Origin of the sequence: Leptolyngbya sp. UWPOB_LEPTO1 (assembly GCF_017302695.1) — a bacterium.
In the GTDB taxonomy this organism is placed as follows: domain Bacteria; phylum Cyanobacteriota; class Cyanobacteriia; order Leptolyngbyales; family Leptolyngbyaceae; genus Leptolyngbya; species Leptolyngbya boryana.
In genome coordinates, this window is record NZ_JAFLCJ010000003.1 from 412347 (window position 1) to 437463 (window position 25117).

Consider the following 25117-nt stretch of genomic DNA (forward strand, 5'->3'; position numbering starts at 1 on the left):
ATCTGAGATCAAACAGATCCCACATTGCAAGTAGAACTAAGGAGCTTGATAGATTACATCCATGAGCAGATCGCCCGTTTGATCGGAGAAGTGGAGATTCTGAAACGTAAATACACCGCCGCCCGGAGGAATGAATTGATGCTTCGAGAGATCAATATCAATTCGAGACAGCACGCCCTGGAGAACTTGGCTGATTTGATTGACTCGATCTTGTGCAGCATTCCCCAGTTCTGTTTCCATATCTTTGATCCCGAAAAGCTTTTGAAAAGCTTTCGTCACTTCTGCAAAACCGTCCGTATCACCTGAAATCTGAATGGGTGAAAATTGAGGCTCATTGAGATCAGGGTGAAGACTAAACTCAGTTCCAATTCCCTGAGCTGTGAGTGTAATGGCAGCATTGAAAGTTCGAGTACCTGAGCCATTGACTGATAAACTCGGCAATCCATCTTTATTGACGAGAGTTGGCAGGGTGCGTTCACGATAAGTCCGAGAACTAGAAATACTACCAGAGATGTTCAAGGTGTTTGTGCCTGGAACTAGCGTAATACTCACGGCATAACTATCACTGGAATCGAGAATCCGTTGGACGATGTCTTTGCGTCGATCGCTTCTAGAATCCGACTTGGAGTAAGTCCGAGTATTCCCGTTGACCATTGGAGAAAAGCCAAACTGTTGAGTAAACAGAGGAATTAAATATTCATCAAAAAACTTCTCTTTGCGAATCGCCATCACGCCGGAAATCGTCGAGGTTTGACCATTGATTTGATCAGGGCGAATCCAATCATCTTTGAGATTAATGCGTGCTCCATTACGATCGCTTGGCAAAGCGCGATCCGAGAACATCCCTAAATAGCTCAAAGTACTTGCTTCCGGAGCGATCTCATTCGGATCGACATGGAAGATAAAGTCGGTCATCGCAAACGTTGGCGTTGCTTGTTCACGGTTTCGTCGCACCACGGTTCCGAGCATAAATTCGCCCATCTCGCCTTGCAGCAATAGATTCAGAGATTCAAGTGCTTTCGTTTTTGCAGCTTGTGGAACTTCCGCAGGGATCTGAATCTGTTGTCCGCCAGAAAGTAGGAGATCAACAGTTGTAAACTTCAGGAATAAATATTCGATCGAGAAAACGGATTCGGGTAGACCCGACTTTGAGATCATTTCACTTGCAAGATTTTTAGCATCCGGATCAATCGCTGCTAAGGTTTTGAGATCGACAGGTTTCTTATCGAGATCGACTACAACTCCAATGCTCCAATTTTCGATCGGATAAGTTGCTTTATCTTCTGCGTCTTCATCATAGTAACTAACAACTCCTGATTGTAAATGCAGAGTAACGTTGACTTGACCCAGTTTGCCGTTCGGAACATTAAAATCAATCGTAATCGGTGCAAGTTTTGCACGAATGCCGTAAGTTGCAGGAACTTGTTGACCATTTTTATTCAGTTTAAATTTAGGAAGAACAATTTCACTTTCAACGTTTTTGCGGCGTACCCATGCTTTCCAAGCGTATTGAAGCTGAGTGTTGATTGCTTGTTGCGTCAAGGCTAATGCCATATCAAAATCAGTGAGGGCATTTTTACTATCACCCCGTTTTGCTACGCTCCGAACTTCATTTGCGCGTAGAATAGCTCTGTTTTTTAGAAACATGTTGCGGTTCCTCGGATAGGTTTGTGGTGTCTTGTTGAAGACCCTTTTACGATATGGGAACTGCTTAGGTCAGTCGATAATGGAAAGTTATGGAAAGTTATGGAGTTGAAAATAGAGTGCTGAATGGTGGTTTTTAATAGGATGAGAGCGGTTTCAGAGAGGTGCTTATGCAATCATCGAATTTCATCAGTGTGGCTGTGATCGATACAGGTGTTGATCCTGAGCGAGTGAATGCTGCTCACTTGCTGCCCGGATTAAATTTGAGTGATGAAGGAGATCGCAATGAAACCATCGACTATGGAACGCACGGAACCGCGATCGCTCAAACGATTCTACAAATCGTGCCAGAAATACGGATTGTTCCGATTAAAATCGTGAATCGGCAAGGGATTCTTCGCAATCTAGAAGCTATGTCGATCGCATTTGAATGGATTCTCGAACATCACGATCGACTGAATATCCGAGTCGTGTGTGCTGCGATCGCAGATATAACCTGTTCTGAATCCGATGAGTACTATGCTGAGCATCCTTTGCGTCCTTTGATTGCTCAGCTCCGAAATTCACAAGTTGCAACGGTTGCAGCAGCCGGAAATGGGTATGCACATCATCATCGGCAAGGTATGGCATTTCCAGCAATTTTACGAGAAGTGATCAGTGTTGGCGCGATCGCAAAAACGACAGCCGGATTGCAACTCTCCCATCATTCACAACGGCTACATCCTAGTACTGGAACAGGTTGCCATACCACATTTTTTGTAGAACCAGGTGCGCCCGGAGACACGAGCGGAGCCGCCGCAACTGTTGCGGGTCGTCTGGCAAAATTAGCTCAGTCTCAAACAACGATCAATGAATGGATTGATCAGTTAGAACAGTCTTGTCAAATCGTGCGCGATGAGGATGGATTAGAGTGGGAAATCATTTAGCTTGCTGCAAACAATGCTGATGCAATGAGTGCTGCAATTGTCCGAATATGGTTCCAGAATGTCCAATTCGTCAAATATCTTGCCCAGAGATTCGCACCTTCAGTACTCTCTGGTTTGACAACTGCTAATGCATCATTTAGCGGAACATTGAATACGATTGTTACTCCAACTGCGCCAATGAGATAAAGTAATCCGCCTGCTAGAAGAAATGCCGTGCGCGATTGATTCCAGTTCAGCAATGCAGCGATCGCGAGCAGTAGACAAACTGCTGCTGTACCGAAGATCGCAAACATAAAGAACGGATTAATCGCTTTGATGTTGATGGATTGCATGGCTGCAATACCTTGAGCAGGTTGCAGGCTCTCCAGAGCAGGCATCACAAAGGTTGAAAACGCAAAGAAAACACCCCCAACCAATCCACAGCCAAGGGCAGCAAAAAGCTTAAATGAAGCCAGCGACGAATTGATCAATGTCATCATGCGCCTATGACAGCAGTTTTAGTATCGGGGAACTGAGCGATCGACTACGATCGAGTAAGCATCAATTCCACCTGAGATATTTTTTACATTGGTAAAGCCTTGCTGGGTGAGCCAGTGGCACATCTGCGCTGATCTCACGCCATGATGACAAAGCACTAATGTTTCCGTTTCAGGATCAAGCTGGCTATAGATTTGCTCAGCCCATTCCGAAAATTGGCTGAGTGGAAGATTTTGAAACGGTTTTAGAGAAGCCATTTCAACTTCCCAGGGTTCGCGCACATCGACAAATTGGATATTTGGATTGTCGAGGCATTGAGCCAAGTCTTCAACAGTGATTTGAGAAAAGGACATAGCGATCAAAAATCAGGGTTAGAGCTAGTTTACGCGATCGCTTCTGATCAATCACCCCCACTCTCTCCGGTTGTCGCCTTCTGCGCTGCATACCGTTCCTTAAAAACTCGTTGCTGCACCGCGTGATCAATGATCGGCTTTGGATATCCGGCTCGATCGCGCTCTGCTGCCGAAATCTTGCCCGAAATCAAATCTTGCGTCTCTACACTTCGCAATTCTGGCAACCATTCGCGAATATATTCCGCCTCCGCATCAAACTTCTTCGCCTGACTCGCTGGATTAAAAATTCTCAACGGCTTTGGATCCATTCCGCTCGAAGTACTCCACTGCCAGCCGCCATTGTTTGCTGACAAATCGCCATCATACAATCGCTGCATAAAGTACTTTTCACCGAGCCGATAATCGACCAGCAAATCTTTCGTCAAAAAGCTTGCAACAATCATTCGACAACGATTATGCATCCAAGCGGTTGCATTCATCTGCCGCATCGCCGCATCGATAATCGGATAGCCTGTTTTGCCTTCGCACCAAGCCTGAAAATACTTCTCGTTATTCTCCCAAGGGAAATCTTTGAGAACTTTGCGGTAAGCGCCGTCTGCTAATTCAGGGAAATGATACATCGCATGTTGATAAAATTCGCGCCAAGCAATCTCCTGCCGCCAAACTCGAATATCATCACTTTCTCCGCGATTCTCGGCTATCTCAACGGTCGCTGCCCAAACCTTCCGAACTCCAATCACGCCAAATTTCAATGCAGCACTGAGTAAAGACGTTCCAGACTGAGCCGGAAAATTCCGTTGTTCTTGATACGAGTAGATGGCGCTAGAGCAAAATTCTTCGAGTCTTTCCTGGGCTGCTTTTTCACCCGGATTAAGCATGAGGGGCTGCTCCCAAACGTACCCAAGTTCTTTTTCGGTTGGCAGCTCGATCGTGCCTTCTGCTTGCTCTCGCTCTGAATCGGTCAAGCCTTCTACACCTGCGAGATCCGGTGCGGGTGTTTTTTTCTTTTGAAGGCTCCAATTTTTCCAAAATGGAGAGTACACCGTATAAGGTGTGCCTGATCCTGATTTGATTTCTTCAGGTGAATGCAGCAATTGATCCCAGAATGTCTGTACTTCAATACCCAGATGATTCAGAGCAGCAACTACAGATTGATCGCGATCGCGTCCATACGGCTCGACATCTTGATTGAAAAACACAGCTGCAGCATTCAGCGATCGTGCTAATTTCGGAATTCCCTCTTTCGGATCGGCTTGAATGATCAGCAATTCACTGCCTGCCTTTGCATATCTTTCCTGCAAAGATTTCAAACTTCCGATCAAATACTTCACTCGTGCAGGAGCCACATCATCTCGATCGAGAATCAAGGGATCTAGACAAAACACCCCGACGATTTTGCGCGATCGCGCCCGCGCCGCAGCCAAACCAAGATTGTCAGAAATCCGCAGATCCCGACGATGCCAAAACAAAATCAAATCAGACATAACTTAGGAATCGGACAACAAAGATCGGGCTAAAAAGAAGCTAGAAATCGACTTAGAATCTGCAAGATCTCCAGCATGGATTGCCGCTTCTACCTCTTGCGCAGACATTAACACAGTTTCAATATCCTCATCGTCATCTTGAGGAGGAGGTTGATCCACGATCGTCACATCTGTTGCGAGAAACGCATAAATCACCTCATCCGAATAGCCCGGCGCTAAGAAAAACTCTCCCAACTTCTTCCAATTCTCTGAGGTATATCCTGTCTCTTCCTGAATCTCACGCTGCACAGTTTCGAGCGGATCTTCTCCTTTCTCGACTGTCCCCGCTGGAAACTCATACAATCGACGCTGCACGGCAAATCGATATTGTTTTACCAGCACCAACTTTCCATCTGGCGTAACTGGAATCACTAAAGCACCGCCGGGATGCCGAATACATTCCCAATCGCCCTCTGCCCGATTTGGCAGCCGCAGATGATTGACTTCAAAGTTAAACTTCCGCCCTTTGTACAAAAGGCGTTGCTTGAGGAGTTGAGGAGGTTCTGATCCCAGAGACATGACTCTAACAGGGTGAAGGTGAATCGAAGCTCAGAGCTTTCTGACACCAGAGGCATCGACGAGTTGAACCAGTTCAGCGATCGAACGATTCAATTGCGGATGTCTCCAATCGGGGGCGATCTCGGCTAATGGCACCAGCACAAAAGCGCGATCGCTCATCCGAGGATGTGGAATGCAGAGCGTCTTGGTTTGGAATACTACATCATCAAACAGCAAAATGTCCAAGTCAAGCGTGCGCGCATCCCATTTTTGGTGTCGAATTCGTCCAAACTCCGCTTCAATTTGCTGAAGTTTCGCCAAGAGGTCAAGGGGTTCTAATGAAGTTTCGAGAATGGCGCAGCCGTTGAGATAGTCAGGCTGAGGTGGGCTATTGGGTAAGGTGACGGCTTTGGTTTGATACCAAGACGATCGCGCAATCACAGTTTCTAACCGACTGAGCGCAGATTCTAGAATGGCTTGAGAATCTCCTAAGTTACTGCCAAGTGCGATCGCGTATTTCATCAGATGAGGTTTGTGGTTGGGCTATCAATTATAGTCAACGGAATCGACGCACATTGAACCGACTTGAACGACGAGAGTTTGATCATCATGAGAGATGTTTGAACGATCGAGCGCGATGCAAATTGATTCACGCGAGATGTTCTAAAGGTTCACATGAGATGCTCTGAGATTCGAGCGTGAATGTTTGAGAATGGCGGGCGAATGTTGGAAGAGCGATCGCGCTGCTCTGATCTTGATGCGCGAGGTTCAAAGCATGGTGAGCGATCGTGCAATTTTAGACTCCATCAGATTAAGATTTATCCTAGAACTGTAAAGTGTCCATTTCTGCCTGTGCTCGATCGCACTTTGGAACCGATCAAGATTTTCGTCTCGTATGCACGACGAGATCAAGAGTTGTGTGCCGAATTGATTACACGCCTGAAAAGCCTGAAAAGTCGAGGCTGGATTGAGGATTGGCATGATGGACAGATTGTCGCAGGTTCAGAATGGGAAAAAGAAATCAAGAAGCAATTGAACGCATCACGAATCATATTGCTATTAATCAGCGATGATTTTATCGCCTCTGATTATTGTTATTACAAAGAATTGATGCCAGCTTTGGAGCGGCACGACCGTAAAGAAGCCTACGTCATTCCGGTGATTCTGCGCCCTAGCGATTGGGAGGATACGCCATTTGGGAAATTACAAGCTTTACCTGAAGATGCTCTGCCTATAACCAAGTGGGGGAACCGTGATGATGCGTTTCTCAGCGTGGCGCGGGGAATTCGCCGAACAGTTGAGCAATTGAGACAAGAACACCAACAAAAATTGGAACAAATAGAACAGGAACGACAACAGCAAGACCAACGGAGAATACAACAGATTTGGGAAGAACAAGAGCGCCAACGGCAAGCAGAAAGAGAGCGGTTAAAACAGCAGGAAGAGCAGCGAAGATTGGAACAGATGCGAGAGGAAAAACACCAGGCTAGACCAGAATCGCTTCAGAATCGGAACCTCCAGACTGTAGTACAAACTTCTCGACCTACAGGGCTACCTTGGAAATTGTTATGTCTTGTTGTTTTGTGCTGTAGTCTATTTAAATTTGCATTGGCAATATCTTCTAATCAGGTGCAGTCTCTCAGTTGGGTTATGGGAGCTTTTGCAGCCATTGTGGTTTGGACTTGGACTATTTTTGTGGCTTCGAGAGGCGGTGAAGCAGTTGCAGTAGTAATGGCTCGCGTTTGGACTGTAGTTGGAATTGCGATTTGTACTTCCACAATCATTTTCACGATAAGAAATGGTGGAAAGATAAATCCCTCCGATTTAATATCTGTAGCTTCCGCTTGGGTTTCTCCCGTGTGTGGAGCTTGGTCTTGGGCTTTAATCGAGCTTCTCAATTCGTCATTTCGTAAAATTCACGCAATTTTGATTCTGAGTTTTAGTTCTGCAATCGGTTTAGCCCTCGGAGCCTTAATGTCTCGCATCATTCATCTTTAACTTAGCGATCAAAGTTCTGCTGTAGGGGGAATAAGCTCGACAAATCTAAATCCAATTCCGAAAACTGAGGCAACTTTACCCTCTCGTTCGGTAAAGCAATCCGCTTCAATCGATAACCAAATTCTGAGTCTGACTTACGATACGGTTCGCTATACATTTCTAAGACGCGATCGAGAAGATTGAAAATCCAATAATTTTGAATATTGTCCTCCGCATACATTTCTAATTTCGTCTCTTGATCGTAGGTGAGAGACAAATCTGAAATTTCAATTACGAGTAAAATATCTTCCGGTCTAGGATGTCCTGAAAGATAATCATCCGGGCGATTCTGAACAATTGCAAGATCAGGTTCTGGTTCACTATTGTTCGCTAAAGTGATTGGAGATTGATTTTGTATCGTTGCTTGATCTTCTAACAGATCTATCAATTGCCGAGTCAGACGAGTATTACACGCTGAGTGCGCAGTGCTTTTCTGTATCTTGTGAATTAACTGCCCCCAAATCAATTCAATACGATCGTCTTCCTGGAAAAATCCCAACTTGATTAAGCGGTGATATTCCTCGATCGTGAACCGTTTTAGCGTTGGCACATTCATTGCACGACTGGATGTAATTGAGTTTGGTTGAGATATTCTAGCAACAGTAATCTTAGATAATCTTGCGCTTCTACATAGCGTTTGAGTTGCGCGTAGTCATTGTTTTCAGCGAAATACCAATCTGAAAAATAATCAATCTCAAACAGTTTGATTGCTTTGAGATGTTGAATCGTTTCCTCGATCGACGATCGTATTTTTTGGCTCAAAATCTGATGAGCATAGCCTTGAATTTGAGTTGTGAACATTTCAATTTCGCCCAGGATACTGAAGGTTTGATCTTCTTCCCATTCTGCGAGTTGATGCCGCTCGGATTTGAGCGCTTGGTAATCTATGTTGAGTTGTTCAATCCGTTTGCGAATGTGAACGAGTTCAAGGTCAGACGAACGAGATAGAAGTTGCTCACTCATAATTCGTTAATTCTCTCCATATGAGATGATTTTCCCTGACCGCTCAATCAAAAATTCAAATCCTTTGTTCCATCTTATTGCGCCATCCGCTAAAGTCTTCTGTTTCGCGCTCTTCTTGTTGAAATTCTTAGCCTTGCGGAGATAGCGCAAATAATTGCCAGAATATCCATGTCGTTCAGCGTGGTCAACGATACTATGAGCAAGAGTCTCATAAGTCGCCTGATCCCAATCTGCTAGGAGTGCTTCAATCTCTAAAGCCTCCGCTTCTGTGTAAGTTGCAAATAAAAGTTGTTCATACGGATCAAGCGGATTTACCATTTACCCCCTCATTCGCTCATGCGTCCCATTTATCTCGATAATCATTCAACCACACGAGTAGACGACCGCGTTTTAGCCGCAATGCTTCCCTACTTCACTGAGCATTACGGCAATCCTGCGAGTGTGACTCATGCGTACGGATGGGAAGCAGAAGCCGCTGTCAAACAAGCACGAGAAATCATCGCCGATAAGATAGGCGCAACTCCAGAAGAAATTATTTTTACTAGCGGTGCAACTGAGGCAAATAATTTAGCGATTAAAGGTGTTGCAGAAGCTTACTTTAGCCAAGGACGACATATCATCACGGTTCAAACTGAGCACAATGCAGTATTAGATCCTTGCCGGTATTTAGAATCGCTTGGATTTGAAGTGACTTACTTAGGAGTCGATCGCTTTGGCTTGATCAATCTAGAAGAACTCGAAAAAGCCATACGAGAAGATACAATTCTCGTCTCAATCATGGCTGCAAATAATGAGATCGGAGTCATTCAACCGATTGATCAGATTGGCGAACTTTGTCACAGTCGCAATGTCCTATTTCACACCGATGCAGCACAAGCCATTGGTAAAATTCCCCTGACTGTGAAAAACATTGATCTCATGTCGATTACAGGGCACAAGCTCTATGCGCCCAAAGGCATTGGAGCTTTGTATGTTCGGCGGAAAAATCCACGAGTTCAACTCTCTGCCCAGTTACATGGAGGCGGACATGAGCGAGGAATGAGATCGGGAACACTTTACACACCTCAAATTGTTGGACTTGGCAAAGCGATCGAGCTTGCTGAACCAGAAGGAAAAATTCGAGTCCTGCGCGATCGCTTATGGCAGCAGTTGAACATTGAAGGCATCCATCTCAACGGACACCCCACTCAACGCCTCCCCGGAAACCTAAATATCAGCATTGAGAATGTCGATGGGCAAGCCCTTCTCCTCGGTGTGCAATCGACGATCGCGGTTTCATCCGGCTCTGCTTGTACCTCTGCAAAAATTGCACCTTCTCATGTTTTAACCGCGATCGGTGTTCCTGATGAATTAGCTTTTGCTTCGATCCGATTTGGCATTGGCAGATTCAACACAGAGGCAGACATTGATCAAGCGGCACAATGTGTTTTGCAAACGGTCAAAGCGTTACGAAGCTAGCACGCTTTCAAGTTGATAATTGACTCAGGCTGTAATCGAGTTTTTCCGCGATCGCACTCACCCAATTTTCATCCTGCTTGGTAAAGCTTCGAGGTGCATTCGCTCCTAAAATCAAAACGCCTTCTTTACCGATGGGCTGACAAATCACACCCTGCGTATTTTCGGGCAGATAGTCAAACTCAATCTTGCCAGGATAAACATTGAGTGCGACGAGATAAATCGGTTTTTGCTTCTCGAGAACTCGCGCTAAGATTGCGCCCGGTTTTACCTCTTTCACAGGGCTAAGAATGCCACGACGCAGCAGCACTTTGCCACGATAGAAAACAATCAGCGATCGCGTTACCGTATTCGTCAGCAGAATATGAGAAGCCCATGCTAACTCAGTCTTTACAGCTTCCGGTAAGTCTGGATCGAGATCAAACCCTTCTTCACCGATTAATTCGACACTATCAGGTGTACGAGGCTGGATTTGCTGCCAGATTAAGCCCGTCAAAATCAGAATCGCGCTCAAAATCACACCCAAGGCATCCGATCGCGCTTGAGAATCAGTGAGAGCAGGGGTGAGAATTCGATTGGTAAACAACAAACTTCCACCCAAAACGCCAACTGCGATCGGTAAAAGGCGTAAAATTCGATTCGGATCAGACTTTGCCATAGGACTTAGTTGAGCAATATTCTTTAACCGTACAGGAGGATGTGATTTGCTGGATCTGTTGAGTGCAGGATTACTGTCAGGGTGGCTGAAAATGGCGGGATTACCCACCTCATTTGATCCGAGCGAAATGCTCGATCGCGTCACGGTTCAGACTCCATTCTGGCAGGCGAGCGATCCAGATGCAGAAAAAGTGGTCAAAGATTATCTGAAATTCCTCAACAGCCAAGGATTAAAGGCGAATGAGCAAGGAATTTGGCTGCAATCTGGCGCGAATCTGCTGCTTAGCAATCAAGGTACAACTCCTGTGCCAGCAGCTTCTCTGACCAAAGTTGCAACTTCGCTGGCAGCCTTACAGACTTGGGGAGTCGATCACCAATTTGAGACGCTGATCGGTACAACTGGAGCTATTGAAAACGGAGTGTTACAGGGGGATTTAGTCATTCAAGGTGGTGGTGATCCTCTGTTTGTCTGGGAAGATGCGATCGCGCTTGGCAATGCCTTAAATCAGCTTGGAATTACTCGTGTGACAGGAGATTTAGTGATCACAGGTAGCTTTATGCTCAACTTTCGAGAGAGCACTCTGCAGTCCGGTGAACTGCTCAAACAAGCACTCAACTCAAAAACGTGGGATTCTGACATTCGTGATGAATTTGGGGAAGTTTCAGGAAAACGTCCAACCATTGAAATCAAAGGAAAAGTCAGGACTGGATCAGCTAGCCAGCAGACGACATTGTTAAAACATCGATCGCTACCTTTAGTGCATGTGCTCAAACATCTCAATGTTCATAGCCAAAATGAGATGGCGCAGATGCTAGCAGATAACTTAGGAGGCGTGAAGACTGTGATTGAAAAAGCATCTTCAGCCGCAAACGTTTCACCCAATGAACTCTTGCTAGCAAATGGGTCTGGACTCGGAGTTGAAAATCGCATCTCTCCTCATGCAGCTTGTGCCATGTTTGCAGCCCTTGATCGTACTCTGTATCCATTAAACTTGTCGATCGCTGATTTCTTCCCGGCTTCCGGTGTTGATCGTAACGGAACCCTAGAAGATCGCTCAGTGCCAGAACACGCCGTCATTAAAACCGGAACTCTCAGAGAAGTGAGCGCTCTAGCAGGAGTGTTACCAACTCGCGATCGCGGTTTGATCTATTTCGCGGTGATCAATCGCGGCACTGACATTCTGGAACTGCGATATCAACAAGATTTACTCTTGCAAGCTTTGCAGAAAGTATGGGGTGCAAACATCGATGCAACTGTGGTTCAGCCGAGTCCGTGGTTAAAGAAAACGCCATCAACACAACGCATTGAGGTCGTTCAGCGAGGGTAAACCCAACCGCTTCGACGGTTCACCGTACCTGTGAATTTTATCCGTGGCGGCAACCCCAACCTTTGGCTTCCGGTTTGCCCCAATGCGCCTAACCTTGATTCCTCCTAAATTAGAAACATCGAAACACAGAACGCTACTCTCTCTAAACAAGGTAACCGCCATGATGACTTCTACTCGTTTGCAAGAAATGGAAATGGCACGTCGTCAGTTTAATCAACTCTTCAGCGAACTGATGCCGACTCGCGAAACAACTTGGTCACCTGCGATCGAATTCACCGCGACAGAAGCCGAATTCATTCTTCGCGCTCAACTCCCAGGCATCGCTGCCAAAGACGTTGATGTCCAAATCGGACAAGATACCGTTTCGATCTCAGGCGAGCACAAATTAGAAGCGACAGAAGCCAAAGGACTCCGTTCTGAATTCCGCTATGGCAAATTCCGCCGCGTGATTTCGCTCCCTGCTGCTGTGCAAAACGATCAAGCCAAGGCTGAATTGAAAGACGGTATCTTGACCCTCACCCTACCTCGTCTACAAGCGGTGAAACCCACGATCATCAAACTCAACCTCGTCGAATCAGAAGCGCAAGCTGAAGAAACCGCAGACGTGTGGAATTCCTAAATGTAACCGTGGAAGAGCACTAGGAAGATTAGAGAACTAGGGGACAAGAAGCACAATTTCGACTCCCCCCACTCCCCCACTCCCCACTCTCCCACCCCTCAACCGTCCCCGAAATGGTTCGGTAGGTACGGTAAATACCCCTTCATGGAACGCCAGAACCCGAACAGTATATTAGGTAGGGGATGGAATGCTTTGGTGGCACTGAACTGAAAATTACCCGTTTGAGTCCCGCCGCCCCGATATAAATTCTGGCACTTGCGCCAGTCCCCTACCCCGAACCGCATTGATTAAGTGATGGAGCCGAAGCACCCATATGGCAAAAGTTGTTGGAATTGACTTAGGAACGACAAACTCGTGTGTCGCTGTGATGGAAGGTGGTAAACCCACTGTAATCGCAAACGCGGAAGGATTTCGCACGACCCCCTCAGTCGTCGGTTACGCAAAAAATGGCGATCGCTTAGTTGGTCAAATTGCCAAGCGCCAAGCCGTCATGAACCCAGAGAATACGTTCTACTCGGTCAAACGGTTTATCGGTCGCAGATTTGACGAAGTGACCCATGAAGCAACAGAAGTTGCTTACAAAGTCCTGAACGTTGGCGGAAACGTTAAACTCGATTGCACCGCCCAAGGCAAGCAATTTGCACCGGAAGAAATCTCTGCTCAAGTCCTCCGGAAGCTGAAAGAAGACGCAAGTAAGTACCTCGGCGAAGATGTGACCCAAGCGGTGATCACAGTTCCCGCTTACTTTAACGACTCTCAGCGACAGGCAACCAAAGACGCAGGGAAAATTGCAGGTCTAGAAGTGCTCCGAATTATTAACGAGCCGACTGCTGCATCTCTCGCATACGGTCTTGACAAGAAGAGCAACGAAACAATCCTCGTGTTTGACTTAGGTGGTGGTACGTTTGACGTATCGATCCTCGAAGTGGGCGACGGTGTATTTGAAGTACTCGCAACTTCTGGAGACACTCACTTAGGTGGAGACGACTTCGATAAAAAGATCGTAGATTTCTTAGCTGATGGTTTTGCCCGTGCAGAAGGCATTGACCTCCGCAAAGATAAGCAAGCACTTCAGCGTTTGACTGAAGCGGCTGAGAAAGCAAAAATCGAACTGTCGAGCGTGACTCAAGCGGATATTAACCTCCCGTTTATCACTGCAACTCAAGATGGACCGAAGCACCTCGATACCACGTTGACTCGTGCGAAGTTTGAGGAATTGTGTGCGGATCTCATCGATCGCTGCCGCATCCCGGTTGAAACTGCACTCCGCGACTCGAAGCTTGACAAGAGCAAGATCGATGAAGTCGTTCTCGTCGGAGGTTCGACCCGGATTCCCGCAGTCCAGGAAGTTGTAAAACGCGTCTTGGGCAAAGATCCGAACCAAACTGTGAACCCAGATGAAGTGGTTGCAATTGGTGCAGCAATTCAAGCAGGTGTCTTGGCAGGTGAAGTTAAAGACATTCTCTTGCTCGACGTATCGCCGTTGTCCTTGGGTGTTGAAACCTTGGGCGGTGTGATGACCAAGATCATTCCTCGCAACACCACGATTCCGACCAAGAAATCGGAAGTATTCTCAACTGCAGTCGATGGACAAAGCAATGTAGAAATCCATGTGCTGCAAGGTGAGCGCGAAATGTCGAACGACAACAAGAGCCTTGGAACCTTCCGTCTGGATGGAATTCCTCCTGCTCCCCGTGGCGTTCCTCAAATCGAAGTCACCTTCGACATTGATGCGAACGGTATCTTGACTGTCTCTGCGAAAGACAAGGGCACAGGTAAAGAACAATCGATCAGCATTACCGGAGCTTCAACCTTACCGAAAGATGATGTTGAACGGATGGTACGCGATGCTGAGCAAAATGCTTCGACCGATAAAGAACGTCGTGAGCGGATTGATCTCAAGAACCAAGCAGATTCCTTGGCATACCAAGCTGAGAAGCAAATCAGCGAGCTAGGCGATAAAGTCCCTGCCGATGATAAGACTAAAGTTGAAGGATTGGTCAAGGATCTCAGAGATGCGATCGCGGCTGAAGACTTCGACAGAATTAAGTCTCTCCAGACCGACCTGCAACAGTCCTTGTACGGCATTAGCCAAAACCTCTATCAGCAAGCAGGCGGCGAAGCTCCTGGCGCTGATCCAGGTGCAAGCGCAGGTGGCGGTGGTTCGACCTCTGGTGGCGATGATGTCATTGATGCTGACTTCACCGAGTCGAAGTAAGTTCTCTAGTTGATTGAGAAATGAGGCTGGTAGTTCCCTTTGCTGGAGCTACCGGCTTTTTTATAGCTTGAGCTAGACCTCTTGTATAATGCAGATAACATTGACATAAGCTTATGCAAGATTCTCCTCGTCGATCAATGCCAGTTGTAAAGACAAGCATGAGAGCGCCAAACCAAGATATTGCTTATTGGCAAACTCAATCTTTTCAGGCGAGAATCAATGCATTAGAAGAGATTCGTCGAGAGTACCATCTCTGGAAATACGGTGATGCTGAACCAAGACTTCAGAGAGTTTATACAATCATTAAACGATAATCAGGTTCGATATCTAGTTGTCGGCGGCTATGCAGTTGCAATTTACGGGCATCCTCGCTACACAAAGGATTTGGATGTCTGGATTGAGATGACCCAGGAGAATGCAACTAATATCATGCAGGCATTGCAACAGTTCGGTTTTGGTTCCCTGAATTTAACCGTTGAAGATTTTCTAACTTCGGATCAAGTGATTCAACTCGGATATCCACCCAATCGGATTGATATGATTACAACGCCAGATGGTGTGGATTTTGCGACTTGTTTTCGTACAAGGTCTGAAATCGAAGTTGATGGAGTCATGGTCAATTTTATCGACTTGGAGAATCTGAAGCGGAATAAGAAAGCATCAGGACGGTTACAGGATTTAGCTGATTTGGAAAAGCTTGAAAGTGGAGACTGATTGAAGAACATTTATGATTTCTACGAATCAGGCAAGCCTTCAGAAAATTCTTACTAGGGCATCGCGGCTGAAGACTTCGATAGAATCAAGTCTCTCCAGACCGACCTGCAACAGTCCTTATACGGCATTAGCCAAAACCTCTATCAGCAAGCAGGCGGCGAAGCTCCTGGCGCTGATCCAGGTGCAAGTGCTGGCGGTGGTTCGACCCCTGGTGGCGATGATGTAATCGATGCTGACTTCACCGAGTCGAAGTAAGTTCTCTAGTTGATTGAGAAATGAAGCTGGTAGCTCCACTCATAGGAGACTACCAGCTTTTTTAAGCATCTAAAAAATATGTTCAGTTAGCAACATCTAAGCCTGTCAAATCTCTGAATGTATAACGTAGCTTCGTGCTCGTCGCTCCTAAAGTGACTCTGGTTTAAGATAGACCTTCGCCCATTTGTAGCGGTCTGGATCTTTATTGAGAAGATACTCGACAACTTCTCGGCGTTTTTCCTTCTGTTTCGTCATCCTGACAATTTTTTCAATTTCATTGTCTGTATCAGTCGCTCCACGCTCTACTGCCATTTCAAACCAATCATCGCCCTGAGTATAGTTACCTCGATCGTAGGACAAAGCGCCCATTAAGGTGAAAGGCTGATGACTCTCCGGTTGGTATTCCATAGCTTTTGTTGCACACTGTTCTGCCTCATCTAGCTGTTCCAAATCGCGGAAAGCTGCTCCTCTTGTAACGAGCAAAGCTGCTTTCAAGTCTAGTTCTTTTACTTTGTCCCAATTCAGAGTCTCTGTCACCTGTAACGCTTTTTCAGGTTTACCTGCTTTGCGCCAATTACTACTTGCACTTGCTAGATTCCATCGATTTCCAGTACGTCGGTATTCTTTCTCATAGAAAATAGCTTCTAATCGATAGTGAGCGATCGCAATGTTGCCAGTTCGAGAAAGACGACCTTCTTCAATAAGTTGCACAACTTGTTTTGGGTCAAGTCGTTCTCCTCGCTCCAATCTGAGCATGATTTCGTAGAATGGCTCGATCGCTAATGCTCCGAAAATTCGATATTTTGTTTTTAACATCCTGAAATGCGTCTGTATCAGTATCTGTGCTGTTCCAGCCAATCCTTGATCTGATAGCCATTGAATGTCTCCTGCAATAACTTGGGAATCCCAGTTCCGCATAGAGGTTTCTGAATTGAGTGCCTCAAGACGTTTCAAAATCAGGAACAAAGGATTAGTAGGCTCTGAACTCTCGCACTGAGTTGCTTGATACTTCGATTTCAGTGATGCAAAAAGAATTTTATCTTTATGATGCTGTGCAAGAGTGACGAGCGTGTTCAGATTTTGCTTGCTTAGCCATTTGCATTCCCGATTGACTAGCGCCTCTTCTGCGTCCAACTTCTTGAGAATGGTATAGAGCGGACTAGAAATAGAAGTATCCGGATGCGCCTCAACTTGGTATTTTGCCTTAAGCACTGAAAACTCGCGTTCAGCTTTTCTCTCGTTTTCCTGCTGCCAATAAATGTCTAATGTTTCATAGAAATCATGAGCTAAAAGCCAATCTGCTTCAGCATCAGTTAACTGTTCACGAACATCCAGTTTTTTCAGAATTGAGAAGAGAGGCTCCTCTGGGAGACGATCAAGATGTTTTGCCGCTTTGTAGGTCACTTTGAGTTGCGAAAACTGCAAAACTTCCTGAATCACTTTCTTTGTATCTACAAGAGCATCATGATTGAGAAGTTCTAACTCCGAAGCTGAAATGACACCTCCGGATTCTACTTTCCAAAGCAGTGAACTGATGGGATTTGCGATCGTAAGCTCTGCATCTTCTGGAATACAATAGCGAACTCGGAGCCGCAAAAGTTCAGCTTCTAGTCTTTGTAGCTCTTCGGTTTTGTATTGCTGCAAATCAATGATGCCAGCGGTTTTAGTGAAGCGATTCTCAATGAGCCATTGAAACTCTATCTCTGTAATCTGAATCCCTAACTCAGCTTTCCTAAGAATGAAATATAGAAAAATGTCCGGTTCAGCAGATTGGTTGTGCTCAACTTGATACTTCTCCTTGAGAGCAGTAAAGTGCTGATTCTGAAGCTTACGATGATCCATATAGCGTGAAATACTCGTTAACGATCGCTCGTCTAGATTACCCACGCTAGAAAATCTTACAAACGAGGCAGCGAGATTGAACTTACATTCGTCCAATCTCGCTGCTCGCAAGTTTTAGACAGACTTCAGAGCGTTTATCAGCAGACTATTCCTCATCTTTTGCAGCCGTGCGTTCGATCTTGTGGCTGAACGTAATTAACGCCTTGCCCAAGGTGTGCAGAGGCCCTTTCACACCGCGAGCCGCTTCATCTCCGATCGCATTCGTTTGCTCGCCAAGCGTCTCTAGCACCTCCGCAATTTCACTTCCATCAGACTTTTTGCCCCTCAAGAGTTTTTTCAGTTCCTTCAAAGATGCAGACAACTCTTTGATATTGTCCTCCTTGTGACCTTTGAGAAAATCCACCCATTCATCGATCGAATCGATCGCTTCATTGGATTCGATCTCCGTAGGATCTCCGTGTAGAATCTCTGTCAAAGATTCGACATCGGGAGCATTATCGAGATCTGATCCTCCGCTTGTTTGTTGAGCCGAATTTTGCTCTTTTTCTAACTTAGAAGAATCCATTTCTTTTTGTGATTTTTTGTCTTTTTGGGTTGCCATAATTGTTATTCCTGCTATGTTTCAGCCGAGTTATGACATTCAAAATAAAGTTATTAAAAATGTATTTCCTCATCTAAAAGAAGAGATATAAATCACACTTTTGGATGAGTACAATCACATCCGAAATATGACACAGATCACAGCCCTAAATTGGTCGAAATGCCCTCTATACAAAGGATTGAGATCTTGCGTGTTTCTGCCGAATTCATACCAGAAGAAACTCGATCAGTACCGTATATCGACGATGGCTTGAAACCATTTCTATACAGAAAATAAGCTCAACGCTGATGTGAACTTTGACCTTGTGGTAGATGATGGCAACTCAATCTTCTTTACGCTCCCGTGGAATGGAACTGTTAGTTTCGTATCACCAAAACCCCTCGGTAAGACTGCGAAACCAGTTGGTGCAGATGAATGCAGGTTTAGTGCGGAAAATCGCTCATCGGGTGAGTCATCAATGTGCAGAACCCTATGAAGACCTCGAACAGATTGGATATTTAGGGCTGATTCGAGCGATCGAACGGTTTAATCCCAATCAAGGATGCGCGTTCAGTTCGTTCGCCGTACCGTATATTCGAGGCGAAATGCTTCACTTCTTACGCGATCGCGCTGGAACCGTCAAAATTCCCCGTCGCTGGCAGCAATTGAATAAAGAAGGGCAACGAGTCCGCGAACAATTAATGGAAGCCTTCGGACGGCAACCCAGTGACGAAGAGATTGCAGATGTATTAAAAGTGTCGGTGAACGAATGGCGCGAGAGCAAACTGGCTGCAAAGAACCGATTACCGCTGAGTTTAGACGCAACCGTGTGTCAGCAGTTAGATTCTCCGATGACATTGGGCGACACCTTACCCGATGTCAGATATCAAGCCCTCCAAGTGCTCGAAGAAGACCGCCAGCAATTACAACGCGCCTTAAATCAGCTTGAAGATAAGACCCGCCAAGCGATCGAATATGTGTTCTTACATGATTTATCGCGTAAAGAAGTCGCAGAACAGATTGGAGTTAGCCCGATGACGGTGACTCGCCGGATTCATCGCGGAATTCAACAAATGGTCGGATTGCTGCATCCTCAAGTGATGCAGAGCGATCCCTAAGTAATTGACAGCCAAATTTTTCATCTATCGAGTCGCCGGATTGAATCAATCCGGCGTTTCTTGTTTTGCAAGATTTCAATAAAAGTAAGCTCTCTGATTTTCAATAAATCAGAGAGCTTAGACGATCGCTCAATTAAAAAATCTAGCCAACCTTGAGCAATTCCACATCAAAAAATAGCGTCGAATTTGGTGGAATCGGGCCAATGCCTCGACTTCCATACCCCAAATCGGGTGGAATTTCTAAAGTGCGACGACCGCCCACTTTCATTGAGCCAACGCCTTCATCCCAGCCTTTGATCACCTGCCCTACGCCAATTTTGAATTTGAAAGGCTGACCGCGATCGCGAGAACTATCAAACTTCGTGCCGTCTTTTAACGTTCCCGTGTAATGAACCGTCACGAGTTGACCCACTTCAGGAGTCTCGCCTGTTCCTTCAACCACATCAACATATTTCAGACCAGACGCAGTTTCGGTCGGTTCTTTCGATTCAGCAGGATTCGGAGTTGTCATCGGTTTTAAATCAGCAGCTTGTGCTACTTGAACTACAGGAGCAGCTTCGGTCTTAGGCATTTCAGCAGCGATCGCGCTATCACGAGAACCTCCCGTAATCTGTGCCACGACCAGCACCGCAATACAAGCCACCATGACGCCGAAGCTGATCAAAATCTCTCTCATGATCAGTTTTCTTGAATGTGCTTTTCAATTTTCACACTGATTCTCATTTCCAGAGCTTATTTTCTAAATCTCGCACCTGTCGCTCTAAGCGATCGAGTCTGCCGCGCAATTCATCCATTTCGTTCTGGCGAGGCACACCCAAATCCATCAGCATGTTGCGAAGCTGCCGCTGAAACTGGGCTTCAAATCCGCCCTGCTCGGTTTTCAGTTGATTCATCAGATCATCGACGAAGCCTTTTGCCTGATCGGGATTGAGTTTGCCCTCTTTCACCCACTGATCCCCAACTTCTTTGAGTTTTTCAGCGACCAAAGACGTTGTGCCCACACCGAGCATCAGCAGTTGCGTGATCCAATTGTTGTTATCCATATTTTTAGTCGTTCGTCGATCGTGACTGCATTCATTCTGGCAAATCCTTGTTAATCCGCAACAGGACGGTTTCCCGTCTGCGTCCATCCAGTGCGACACTAGAAATACACGCTTGCTGTGATTTTCGCGAATTTTATGTCAGATTCTCAAACCATTAGTGCAGCAGTTGCCGCACTTTATAACACCTACCCTTTTCCACCAGAGCCTTTATTAGATGAGCCACCACCCGGCTACAACTGGCGCTGGAATTGGCTGGCTGCGTATAGTTTTTGTACCGGACAGAAACCGAAACGCCAAGATGTCCGGATTTTAGATGCGGGATGTGGAACAGGCGTTGGCACAGAATATCTTGTGCATTTGAATCCTCACGCTCAGGTGACAGGAATTGATTTGAGTGCAGGGGCGTTAACCGTTGCGCGAGAGCGCTGTCAGAGATCGGGAGCCGATCGTGTTGAGTTTCATCACCTCAGTCTCTACGATGCCAATCAACTTTCCGGTCAGTTCGATTTAATTAATTGCGTGGGCGTATTGCACCATTTACCCGATCCAAACCGAGGGATTCAATCCTTGGCAACCAAACTTGCGCCGGGTGGATTAATGCACATTTTTGTGTATTCAGAATTGGGACGATATGAAATTCAACTGATGCAAGAAGCGATTAAGCTTTTGCAATCGGATCGATCCGACTATCGCGAAGGCGTAGCGATCGGGCGGCAGATTTTTGCGTCCTTGCCTCCAAACAATCGTCTGGTGCGCCGAGAACAAGAGCGCTGGTCGATGGAGAATACGCGCGATGAGTGTTTTGCCGACATGTACGTCCATCCGCGTGAAGTCGATTACAACATTCACACGCTGTTTGAGTTGATTGATGCGTCTGGATTGAATTTTTTAGGCTTCTCAAATCCGCGTCAGTGGGAGGCATCGCGACTGTTCAATCAGCCGGACTTGCTGGAACGGGCGGATAAATTGAGCGATCAAGAAAGATATCGCTTAATTGAACTCCTTGATCCAGAGTCGGTGACTCATTACGAATTCTTCTTGAGTCGAGGGGAATTACCAAAATCAGATTGGAGTTCGGATGAAGCCCTTTTACAGGCAATTCCTGAACGAAGTCCTTGTATGGACGGATGGGAGAGCCGCTGTTTGTTTAATTACGATTACCAAATCATCAATCTGGCTGAAGATGAGTTTGAATTTTTGAAGGCTTGCGATGGTAATCAGACACAATCGGTGCAAGAGATTCTCTCGACGGTTTCGATTTCGATCGATAAAGTGCGATCGCTGCAAGAACAGCAGCTTATCTTACTGACTCCGTAGGATTTGTTGCCGTTTGTGAAGGAATTCATGGCTGCCGATTCAAGCAAGCGGTCATGAATCCCTTCAACCGGAATGCGATTTTCTCGGCTGATGTCCGTTCTCACAGCATCACTCAGGCGCTTTTGACAACCCTCAGAGTAGAAATTCTTTGATCGGCAATTGACAAAATCCCCGTGTCAAAAGTCATTAAGTATTATTACCTCCACATGATATGATTGCTTCTGGTTCAGATTGTTGGGGATCGCTCGGACATCAATGATATTCGATCGTTATCATGACAATGTGAATCTAACTTTGGAGCCGCGCCTGCTATGGAAGAAACGATCCAAACTGGTACAGAAAAACCAGAGTCAAGTCAGTCCATGGATGACTTTTATCGACTCCAAAATGAGTTGCTAATCGTAACCGTGATCTTGACTGGGCTAATATTCTTCCCTGTCTGGTATTTCTATTCGCTCAACACTGCTCTGAATTATTTAATTGGAGCGTGTACAGGTGTGGTTTACTTAAAGTTATTGGCGCGAAATGTAGAGCGACTCGGTACGGAAAAGCAAAAAATCAGCAAAACACATTTAGCTGTTTTTATTGGGGTAATGGTTCTCGTTACTCAAGTGAAAGATCTTCATGTGCTGCCTGTATTTCTAGGCTTTTTAACGTATAAAGGAACCCTACTCGTCCATACCTTGCGGATTCTGTTTAAGCCTGAACAAACTCAGACCTAACTTAATAGAAATTCGTGAAAAAAATATTGCTCCTTGAATCTGGGGAAAGCCGCCTGAACTGAAATGCTTAATTTCCTCGACGCTCCCAACGTTTTACCGATCGCCAGCTTAGAAGTGGGTCATCACCTCTACTGGCAAATTGGCAATCTGAAGATTCATGGGCAGGTATTTATTGTCTCTTGGATCGTCATCGGGCTATTGGTTGGAGCTTCATTGCTCGCAACCCGTAACGCTCAACGCGTTCCAAAAGGCATTCAGAACCTGATGGAGTACGCGCTGGAGTTTGTGCGTGAGTTGGCAAAAAACCAGCTAGGCGAGAAAGAGTACCGTCCTTGGGTTCCGTTTATTGGCACTCTGTTTCTGTTCATCTTTGTCTCTAACTGGTCGGGCGCACTCGTTCCCTGGAAGCTGATTAAGCTACCAGAAGGCGAACTCGCTGCCCCCACGAATGACATCAACACCACAGTTGCTTTAGCACTCTTGGTGTCGCTGGCATATTTTTACGCAGGCTTCAGTAAGAAAGGATTGGGCTACTTTGCGAAGTACGTTCAACCTACTCCGGTTCTTCTGCCCATCGCGATTCTAGAAGACTTCACGAAGCCGCTTTCACTCAGCTTCCGACTTTTTGGTAACATCTTGGCGGATGAATTGGTGGTCGGTGTATTGGTGCTTCTAGTGCCGCTGTTCGTCCCACTTCCTGTGATGCTGCTGGGTCTATTTACCAGTGCAATTCAGGCTTTGGTGTTTGCGACTCTGGCAGGTGCTTACATTCACGAAGCACTTGAAGGTCACGGCGACGAACATCACGATTAGCCGCATTTTCTTGTCCGAATCTGTTCACCGTATTCAATCGAAGGAAAATCACTATGAATCCTACCGTTGCTGCTGCTTCTGTAATCGCTGCTGCACTCGCGATCGGTCTTGCTGCAATTGGACCTGGTATTGGTCAAGGTAATGCTTCTGGAGAAGCTGTTGCAGGAATTGCACGTCAGCCTGAAGCAGAAGGCAAAATTCGCGGTACGTTGCTGTTGACCCTCGCGTTTATGGAATCTCTGACCATCTACGGTCTGGTAATCGCGTTGGTTCTCTTGTTCGCGAACCCATTTGCATAAGTTCGAGTTCAAAACTCGGAATTCAGATCGATTCTGTGTTCCGAGTTTTGAGTGTGTCCTTCTAGCTCTTACTTCCTACAATGTTTGATTTTGATGCAACGCTGCCGTTGATGGCGGTGCAATTTTTACTGTTGGTTGCAGTGTTGAACATTGTGTTCTTCAAGCCTTTGACCAAGGTTGTTGAAGATCGTAATGATTTTATTCGCGGCACTGAAGCTGATGCGAAGGAGCGGTTGGCAAAAGCAGAAGCATTAGCGAAACAGTACGAAACTGAACTCGCTGAATCGCGTCGGGCTTATCAAAGCGCGATCGCAAAAGCTCAAGCTGACGCAAACCAAATCGCGGCACAGAAAATTGCAGCGGCACAGCAAGAAGCACAACAACAGCGGGAACAAACTCAGAAAGAGTTAGACCAGCAAAAAGCGGCTGCGATGCAAACGCTAGAGCAGCAAGTGGAAGCCTTAAGTCGTGAAATTCTAGACAAATTATTAGTTGGAATTTAACGAGGCTGCTGGTTGATCAAGGCTCCCGATGAGAACAATTCCCCGTCCGGTTTGGGATAGACAACGCGCAGTTTTGGAAAAGTGTCATGGAAATGTATTTGCGACTTGCCAGCGGAGTGATTCATCCGATTTTGGCAGAAGCAGAGGGGGGCGGTTTCGGATTAAACTTCGATATCCTCGAAACCAACCTGATTAACCTCAGCATCGTTATTGCGATAGTGGTATATTTTGGACGCGGTTTTCTCAGTAAAGCACTGGGCGAACGGCGTGCCGCGATCGAGCAAGCAATCTCTGAAGCAGAAAGCCGGAAAAAGACTGCTGCGTCAGCATTGGCAGAGCAGCAACAGAAATTGGCTCAAGCTCAACAAGAAGCAGCAAAGATTCGATCCGATGCTGAAGTTGCGGCGAAGAAATCGGCAGATGAAATTCTTGCAAAGGCTGAACACGACATTGTTCGGATGCGGGAAACGGCTGCAGCGGATATTTCTTCAGAGCAAGAGCGCATCATGAACGAATTGCGTCAACGAGTGGCAGCAATGGCACTGGAGCGCGCATCTGGCGACTTGCCAAATCGGTTGAACGATGATTCGCAGCAGAGATTAGTCGATCGCAGTATTGCGTTATTGAGCGAGGGTTAATCAATGGCAGAAAATATTTTGACCTCTGAGGTTTTAGAACCTTACGCTCAGGCTTTGATGTCTTTGGGACAGTCGAATGATTTAGTCGATCGCTTCGGCGAAGATATGGCAAACATTCTCGACACGCTGAATGCGTCAGCAGATCTGAAAACCTTGGTAGCGAGTCCTTTGGCGAAAGCTGATGTGAAAAAAGCCGTGCTGGATCAAGTCTTTGGTGATGCGATTCATCCGTTTACGCGGAATTTCTTGATGTTACTGGTCGATCGACGACGAGTCATGTTCCTCGAAGGCATCTGTCAGCAATACCAGAAACTCTTGCGGAAATTGAAGCAAGCCGTTTTGGCAGAAGTGACTTCGACGGTTGAACTGAGCGACGATCAGAAAAATGCGATTCGTAGCAAAGTCATTGCGATGACGAATGCGAACTCGGTTGACATCGAAACAAAAATTGATCCTGAACTTATTGGTGGCGTGATCATCAAAGTTGGTTCGCAGGTCATTGATGCAAGTCTACGCGGTCAACTGCGTCGGATTACGCTACGTCTAACCAGTGCGACTTAGACTTCCCCCTTTTT

The 25117-nt window shown here is 46.2% G+C and carries 31 protein-coding genes; 17 read left to right on the top strand and 14 right to left on the bottom strand.

The features are described 5' to 3' along the window. Positions 1-36: 36 nt before the first annotated feature. Positions 37-1647: a hypothetical protein gene (locus tag J0L70_RS07190; RefSeq protein ID WP_287453787.1), complete on the bottom strand. Its 1611-nt coding sequence runs from the start codon at positions 1645-1647 to the stop codon at positions 37-39. A 167-nt stretch (positions 1648-1814) separates the two neighbouring features. On the opposite strand from J0L70_RS07190, the gene J0L70_RS07195 reads away from it, so the two are divergent. Continuing rightward, a complete protein-coding gene (locus J0L70_RS07195; RefSeq protein ID WP_287453788.1) occupies positions 1815-2570 on the top strand; it encodes a S8 family serine peptidase in 756 nt (251 codons plus the stop codon). Here the strand turns inward: J0L70_RS07195 and J0L70_RS07200 are convergent. The 5 genes from J0L70_RS07200 to folK are packed head-to-tail and all read right to left on the bottom strand — an operon-like array spanning position 2567 to position 5943. Continuing rightward, a complete protein-coding gene (locus J0L70_RS07200; RefSeq protein ID WP_287453790.1) occupies positions 2567-3049 on the bottom strand; it encodes an anthrone oxygenase family protein in 483 nt (160 codons plus the stop codon). The two genes, J0L70_RS07195 and J0L70_RS07200, sit on opposite strands and share 4 nt — an antisense overlap. Before the next feature lie 18 nt (positions 3050-3067). Further along, on the bottom strand, positions 3068-3400 hold the full coding sequence (locus tag J0L70_RS07205) for a rhodanese-like domain-containing protein (protein WP_017289615.1): 333 nt from the start codon (positions 3398-3400) through the stop codon (positions 3068-3070). Between the two features lie 47 nt (positions 3401-3447). Continuing rightward, entirely contained in the window at positions 3448-4884 is a 1437-nt protein-coding gene (locus tag J0L70_RS07210; protein WP_287453791.1) for an FAD-binding domain-containing protein, read from the bottom strand. A 3-nt stretch (positions 4885-4887) separates the two neighbouring features. Continuing rightward, entirely contained in the window at positions 4888-5442 is a 555-nt protein-coding gene (locus J0L70_RS07215; RefSeq protein WP_017289617.1) for an NUDIX hydrolase, read from the bottom strand. A gap of 30 nt (positions 5443-5472) precedes the next feature. After that, entirely contained in the window at positions 5473-5943 is a 471-nt protein-coding gene (gene folK, locus J0L70_RS07220; protein ID WP_287453792.1) for a 2-amino-4-hydroxy-6-hydroxymethyldihydropteridine diphosphokinase, read from the bottom strand. Positions 5944-6123: 180 nt separating this feature from the next. On the opposite strand from folK, the gene J0L70_RS07225 reads away from it, so the two are divergent. Beyond that, on the top strand, positions 6124-7419 hold the full coding sequence (locus J0L70_RS07225) for a TIR domain-containing protein (protein WP_287453793.1): 1296 nt from the start codon (positions 6124-6126) through the stop codon (positions 7417-7419). A gap of 1 nt (position 7420) precedes the next feature. Here J0L70_RS07225 and J0L70_RS07230 read toward each other — a convergent pair whose 3' ends face one another. The 3 genes from J0L70_RS07230 to J0L70_RS07240 are packed head-to-tail and all read right to left on the bottom strand — an operon-like array spanning position 7421 to position 8739. Further along, complete coding sequence (locus tag J0L70_RS07230; protein ID WP_287453794.1) at positions 7421-8014, bottom strand: Uma2 family endonuclease; 594 nt, start codon at positions 8012-8014, stop codon at positions 7421-7423. Continuing rightward, entirely contained in the window at positions 8011-8421 is a 411-nt protein-coding gene (locus J0L70_RS07235) for a hypothetical protein (protein WP_287453795.1), read from the bottom strand. The genes J0L70_RS07230 and J0L70_RS07235 overlap by 4 nt, the downstream gene beginning before the upstream one ends. A gap of 6 nt (positions 8422-8427) precedes the next feature. Next, complete coding sequence (locus J0L70_RS07240) at positions 8428-8739, bottom strand: hypothetical protein (protein ID WP_287453796.1); 312 nt, start codon at positions 8737-8739, stop codon at positions 8428-8430. Positions 8740-8757: 18 nt separating this feature from the next. Here J0L70_RS07240 and J0L70_RS07245 point away from each other — a divergent pair, with 18 nt between their 5' ends. Continuing rightward, positions 8758-9879 carry a cysteine desulfurase family protein gene (locus tag J0L70_RS07245; RefSeq protein ID WP_287453797.1) on the top strand — a complete coding sequence of 374 codons (1122 nt, stop codon included), beginning with the start codon at positions 8758-8760 and terminating at the stop codon, positions 9877-9879. 7 nt (positions 9880-9886) lie between these two features. Here J0L70_RS07245 and J0L70_RS07250 read toward each other — a convergent pair whose 3' ends face one another. Next, positions 9887-10534: a cofactor assembly of complex C subunit B gene (locus J0L70_RS07250; protein WP_287453798.1), complete on the bottom strand. Its 648-nt coding sequence runs from the start codon at positions 10532-10534 to the stop codon at positions 9887-9889. A 46-nt stretch (positions 10535-10580) separates the two neighbouring features. On the opposite strand from J0L70_RS07250, the gene J0L70_RS07255 reads away from it, so the two are divergent. From J0L70_RS07255 to J0L70_RS07280, 6 genes are all read left to right on the top strand, one after another. Then, positions 10581-11861, top strand: coding sequence for a D-alanyl-D-alanine carboxypeptidase (locus J0L70_RS07255; RefSeq protein WP_287453799.1), 1281 nt, complete (start codon positions 10581-10583; stop codon positions 11859-11861). 160 nt (positions 11862-12021) lie between these two features. Beyond that, on the top strand, positions 12022-12480 hold the full coding sequence (locus J0L70_RS07260) for an Hsp20/alpha crystallin family protein (protein WP_287453800.1): 459 nt from the start codon (positions 12022-12024) through the stop codon (positions 12478-12480). Positions 12481-12793: 313 nt separating this feature from the next. Then, positions 12794-14698 carry a molecular chaperone DnaK gene (gene dnaK / locus J0L70_RS07265; protein WP_190650508.1) on the top strand — a complete coding sequence of 635 codons (1905 nt, stop codon included), beginning with the start codon at positions 12794-12796 and terminating at the stop codon, positions 14696-14698. A 113-nt stretch (positions 14699-14811) separates the two neighbouring features. Next, on the top strand, positions 14812-15012 hold the full coding sequence (locus tag J0L70_RS07270) for a hypothetical protein (RefSeq protein WP_197693430.1): 201 nt from the start codon (positions 14812-14814) through the stop codon (positions 15010-15012). Next, positions 14966-15412, top strand: coding sequence for a nucleotidyltransferase domain-containing protein (locus J0L70_RS07275; protein WP_190650506.1), 447 nt, complete (start codon positions 14966-14968; stop codon positions 15410-15412). The genes J0L70_RS07270 and J0L70_RS07275 overlap by 47 nt, the downstream gene beginning before the upstream one ends. A gap of 13 nt (positions 15413-15425) precedes the next feature. Beyond that, positions 15426-15638 carry a hypothetical protein gene (locus J0L70_RS07280; protein WP_287453801.1) on the top strand — a complete coding sequence of 71 codons (213 nt, stop codon included), beginning with the start codon at positions 15426-15428 and terminating at the stop codon, positions 15636-15638. Between the two features lie 176 nt (positions 15639-15814). Here the strand turns inward: J0L70_RS07280 and J0L70_RS07285 are convergent, their stop codons facing one another. Next, a complete protein-coding gene (locus J0L70_RS07285; protein WP_287453802.1) occupies positions 15815-17554 on the bottom strand; it encodes a hypothetical protein in 1740 nt (579 codons plus the stop codon). Positions 17555-17654: 100 nt separating this feature from the next. After that, positions 17655-18110, bottom strand: a complete 456-nt coding sequence (locus tag J0L70_RS07290) for a hypothetical protein (protein WP_017289634.1) — start codon at positions 18108-18110, stop codon at positions 17655-17657. A 314-nt stretch (positions 18111-18424) separates the two neighbouring features. On the opposite strand from J0L70_RS07290, the gene J0L70_RS07295 reads away from it, so the two are divergent. Further along, on the top strand, positions 18425-19207 hold the full coding sequence (locus J0L70_RS07295; protein ID WP_026148812.1) for an RNA polymerase sigma factor SigF: 783 nt from the start codon (positions 18425-18427) through the stop codon (positions 19205-19207). A gap of 142 nt (positions 19208-19349) precedes the next feature. On the opposite strand, the gene J0L70_RS07300 is transcribed toward J0L70_RS07295, so the two are convergent. Continuing rightward, entirely contained in the window at positions 19350-19883 is a 534-nt protein-coding gene (locus tag J0L70_RS07300; protein ID WP_017289636.1) for an FKBP-type peptidyl-prolyl cis-trans isomerase, read from the bottom strand. A 43-nt stretch (positions 19884-19926) separates the two neighbouring features. Then, on the bottom strand, positions 19927-20250 hold the full coding sequence (locus J0L70_RS07305; RefSeq protein WP_017289637.1) for a phasin family protein: 324 nt from the start codon (positions 20248-20250) through the stop codon (positions 19927-19929). Positions 20251-20385: 135 nt separating this feature from the next. Between J0L70_RS07305 and J0L70_RS07310 the strand changes: the two genes are divergently transcribed. The 7 genes from J0L70_RS07310 to atpH all read left to right on the top strand — a co-directional run bounded on the left by J0L70_RS07310 (position 20386) and on the right by atpH (position 25103). Continuing rightward, a complete protein-coding gene (locus tag J0L70_RS07310; RefSeq protein ID WP_190650500.1) occupies positions 20386-21567 on the top strand; it encodes a class I SAM-dependent methyltransferase in 1182 nt (393 codons plus the stop codon). A 311-nt stretch (positions 21568-21878) separates the two neighbouring features. Continuing rightward, positions 21879-22289 carry an ATP synthase subunit I gene (locus tag J0L70_RS07315; protein WP_017289639.1) on the top strand — a complete coding sequence of 137 codons (411 nt, stop codon included), beginning with the start codon at positions 21879-21881 and terminating at the stop codon, positions 22287-22289. A 63-nt stretch (positions 22290-22352) separates the two neighbouring features. After that, positions 22353-23102 (top strand): F0F1 ATP synthase subunit A, encoded by a 750-nt coding sequence (atpB, locus tag J0L70_RS07320; RefSeq protein WP_017289640.1) that lies wholly within the window; start codon positions 22353-22355, stop codon positions 23100-23102. 53 nt (positions 23103-23155) lie between these two features. After that, complete coding sequence (atpE, locus tag J0L70_RS07325) at positions 23156-23401, top strand: ATP synthase F0 subunit C (RefSeq protein ID WP_017289641.1); 246 nt, start codon at positions 23156-23158, stop codon at positions 23399-23401. An 80-nt stretch (positions 23402-23481) separates the two neighbouring features. Then, positions 23482-23904 (top strand): F0F1 ATP synthase subunit B', encoded by a 423-nt coding sequence (locus J0L70_RS07330; RefSeq protein WP_017289642.1) that lies wholly within the window; start codon positions 23482-23484, stop codon positions 23902-23904. Between the two features lie 86 nt (positions 23905-23990). Beyond that, positions 23991-24542: a F0F1 ATP synthase subunit B gene (locus J0L70_RS07335; RefSeq protein ID WP_268181556.1), complete on the top strand. Its 552-nt coding sequence runs from the start codon at positions 23991-23993 to the stop codon at positions 24540-24542. A gap of 3 nt (positions 24543-24545) precedes the next feature. After that, positions 24546-25103: an ATP synthase F1 subunit delta gene (gene atpH / locus J0L70_RS07340; protein WP_287453819.1), complete on the top strand. Its 558-nt coding sequence runs from the start codon at positions 24546-24548 to the stop codon at positions 25101-25103. The last annotated feature ends 14 nt before the right edge of the window (positions 25104-25117 follow it).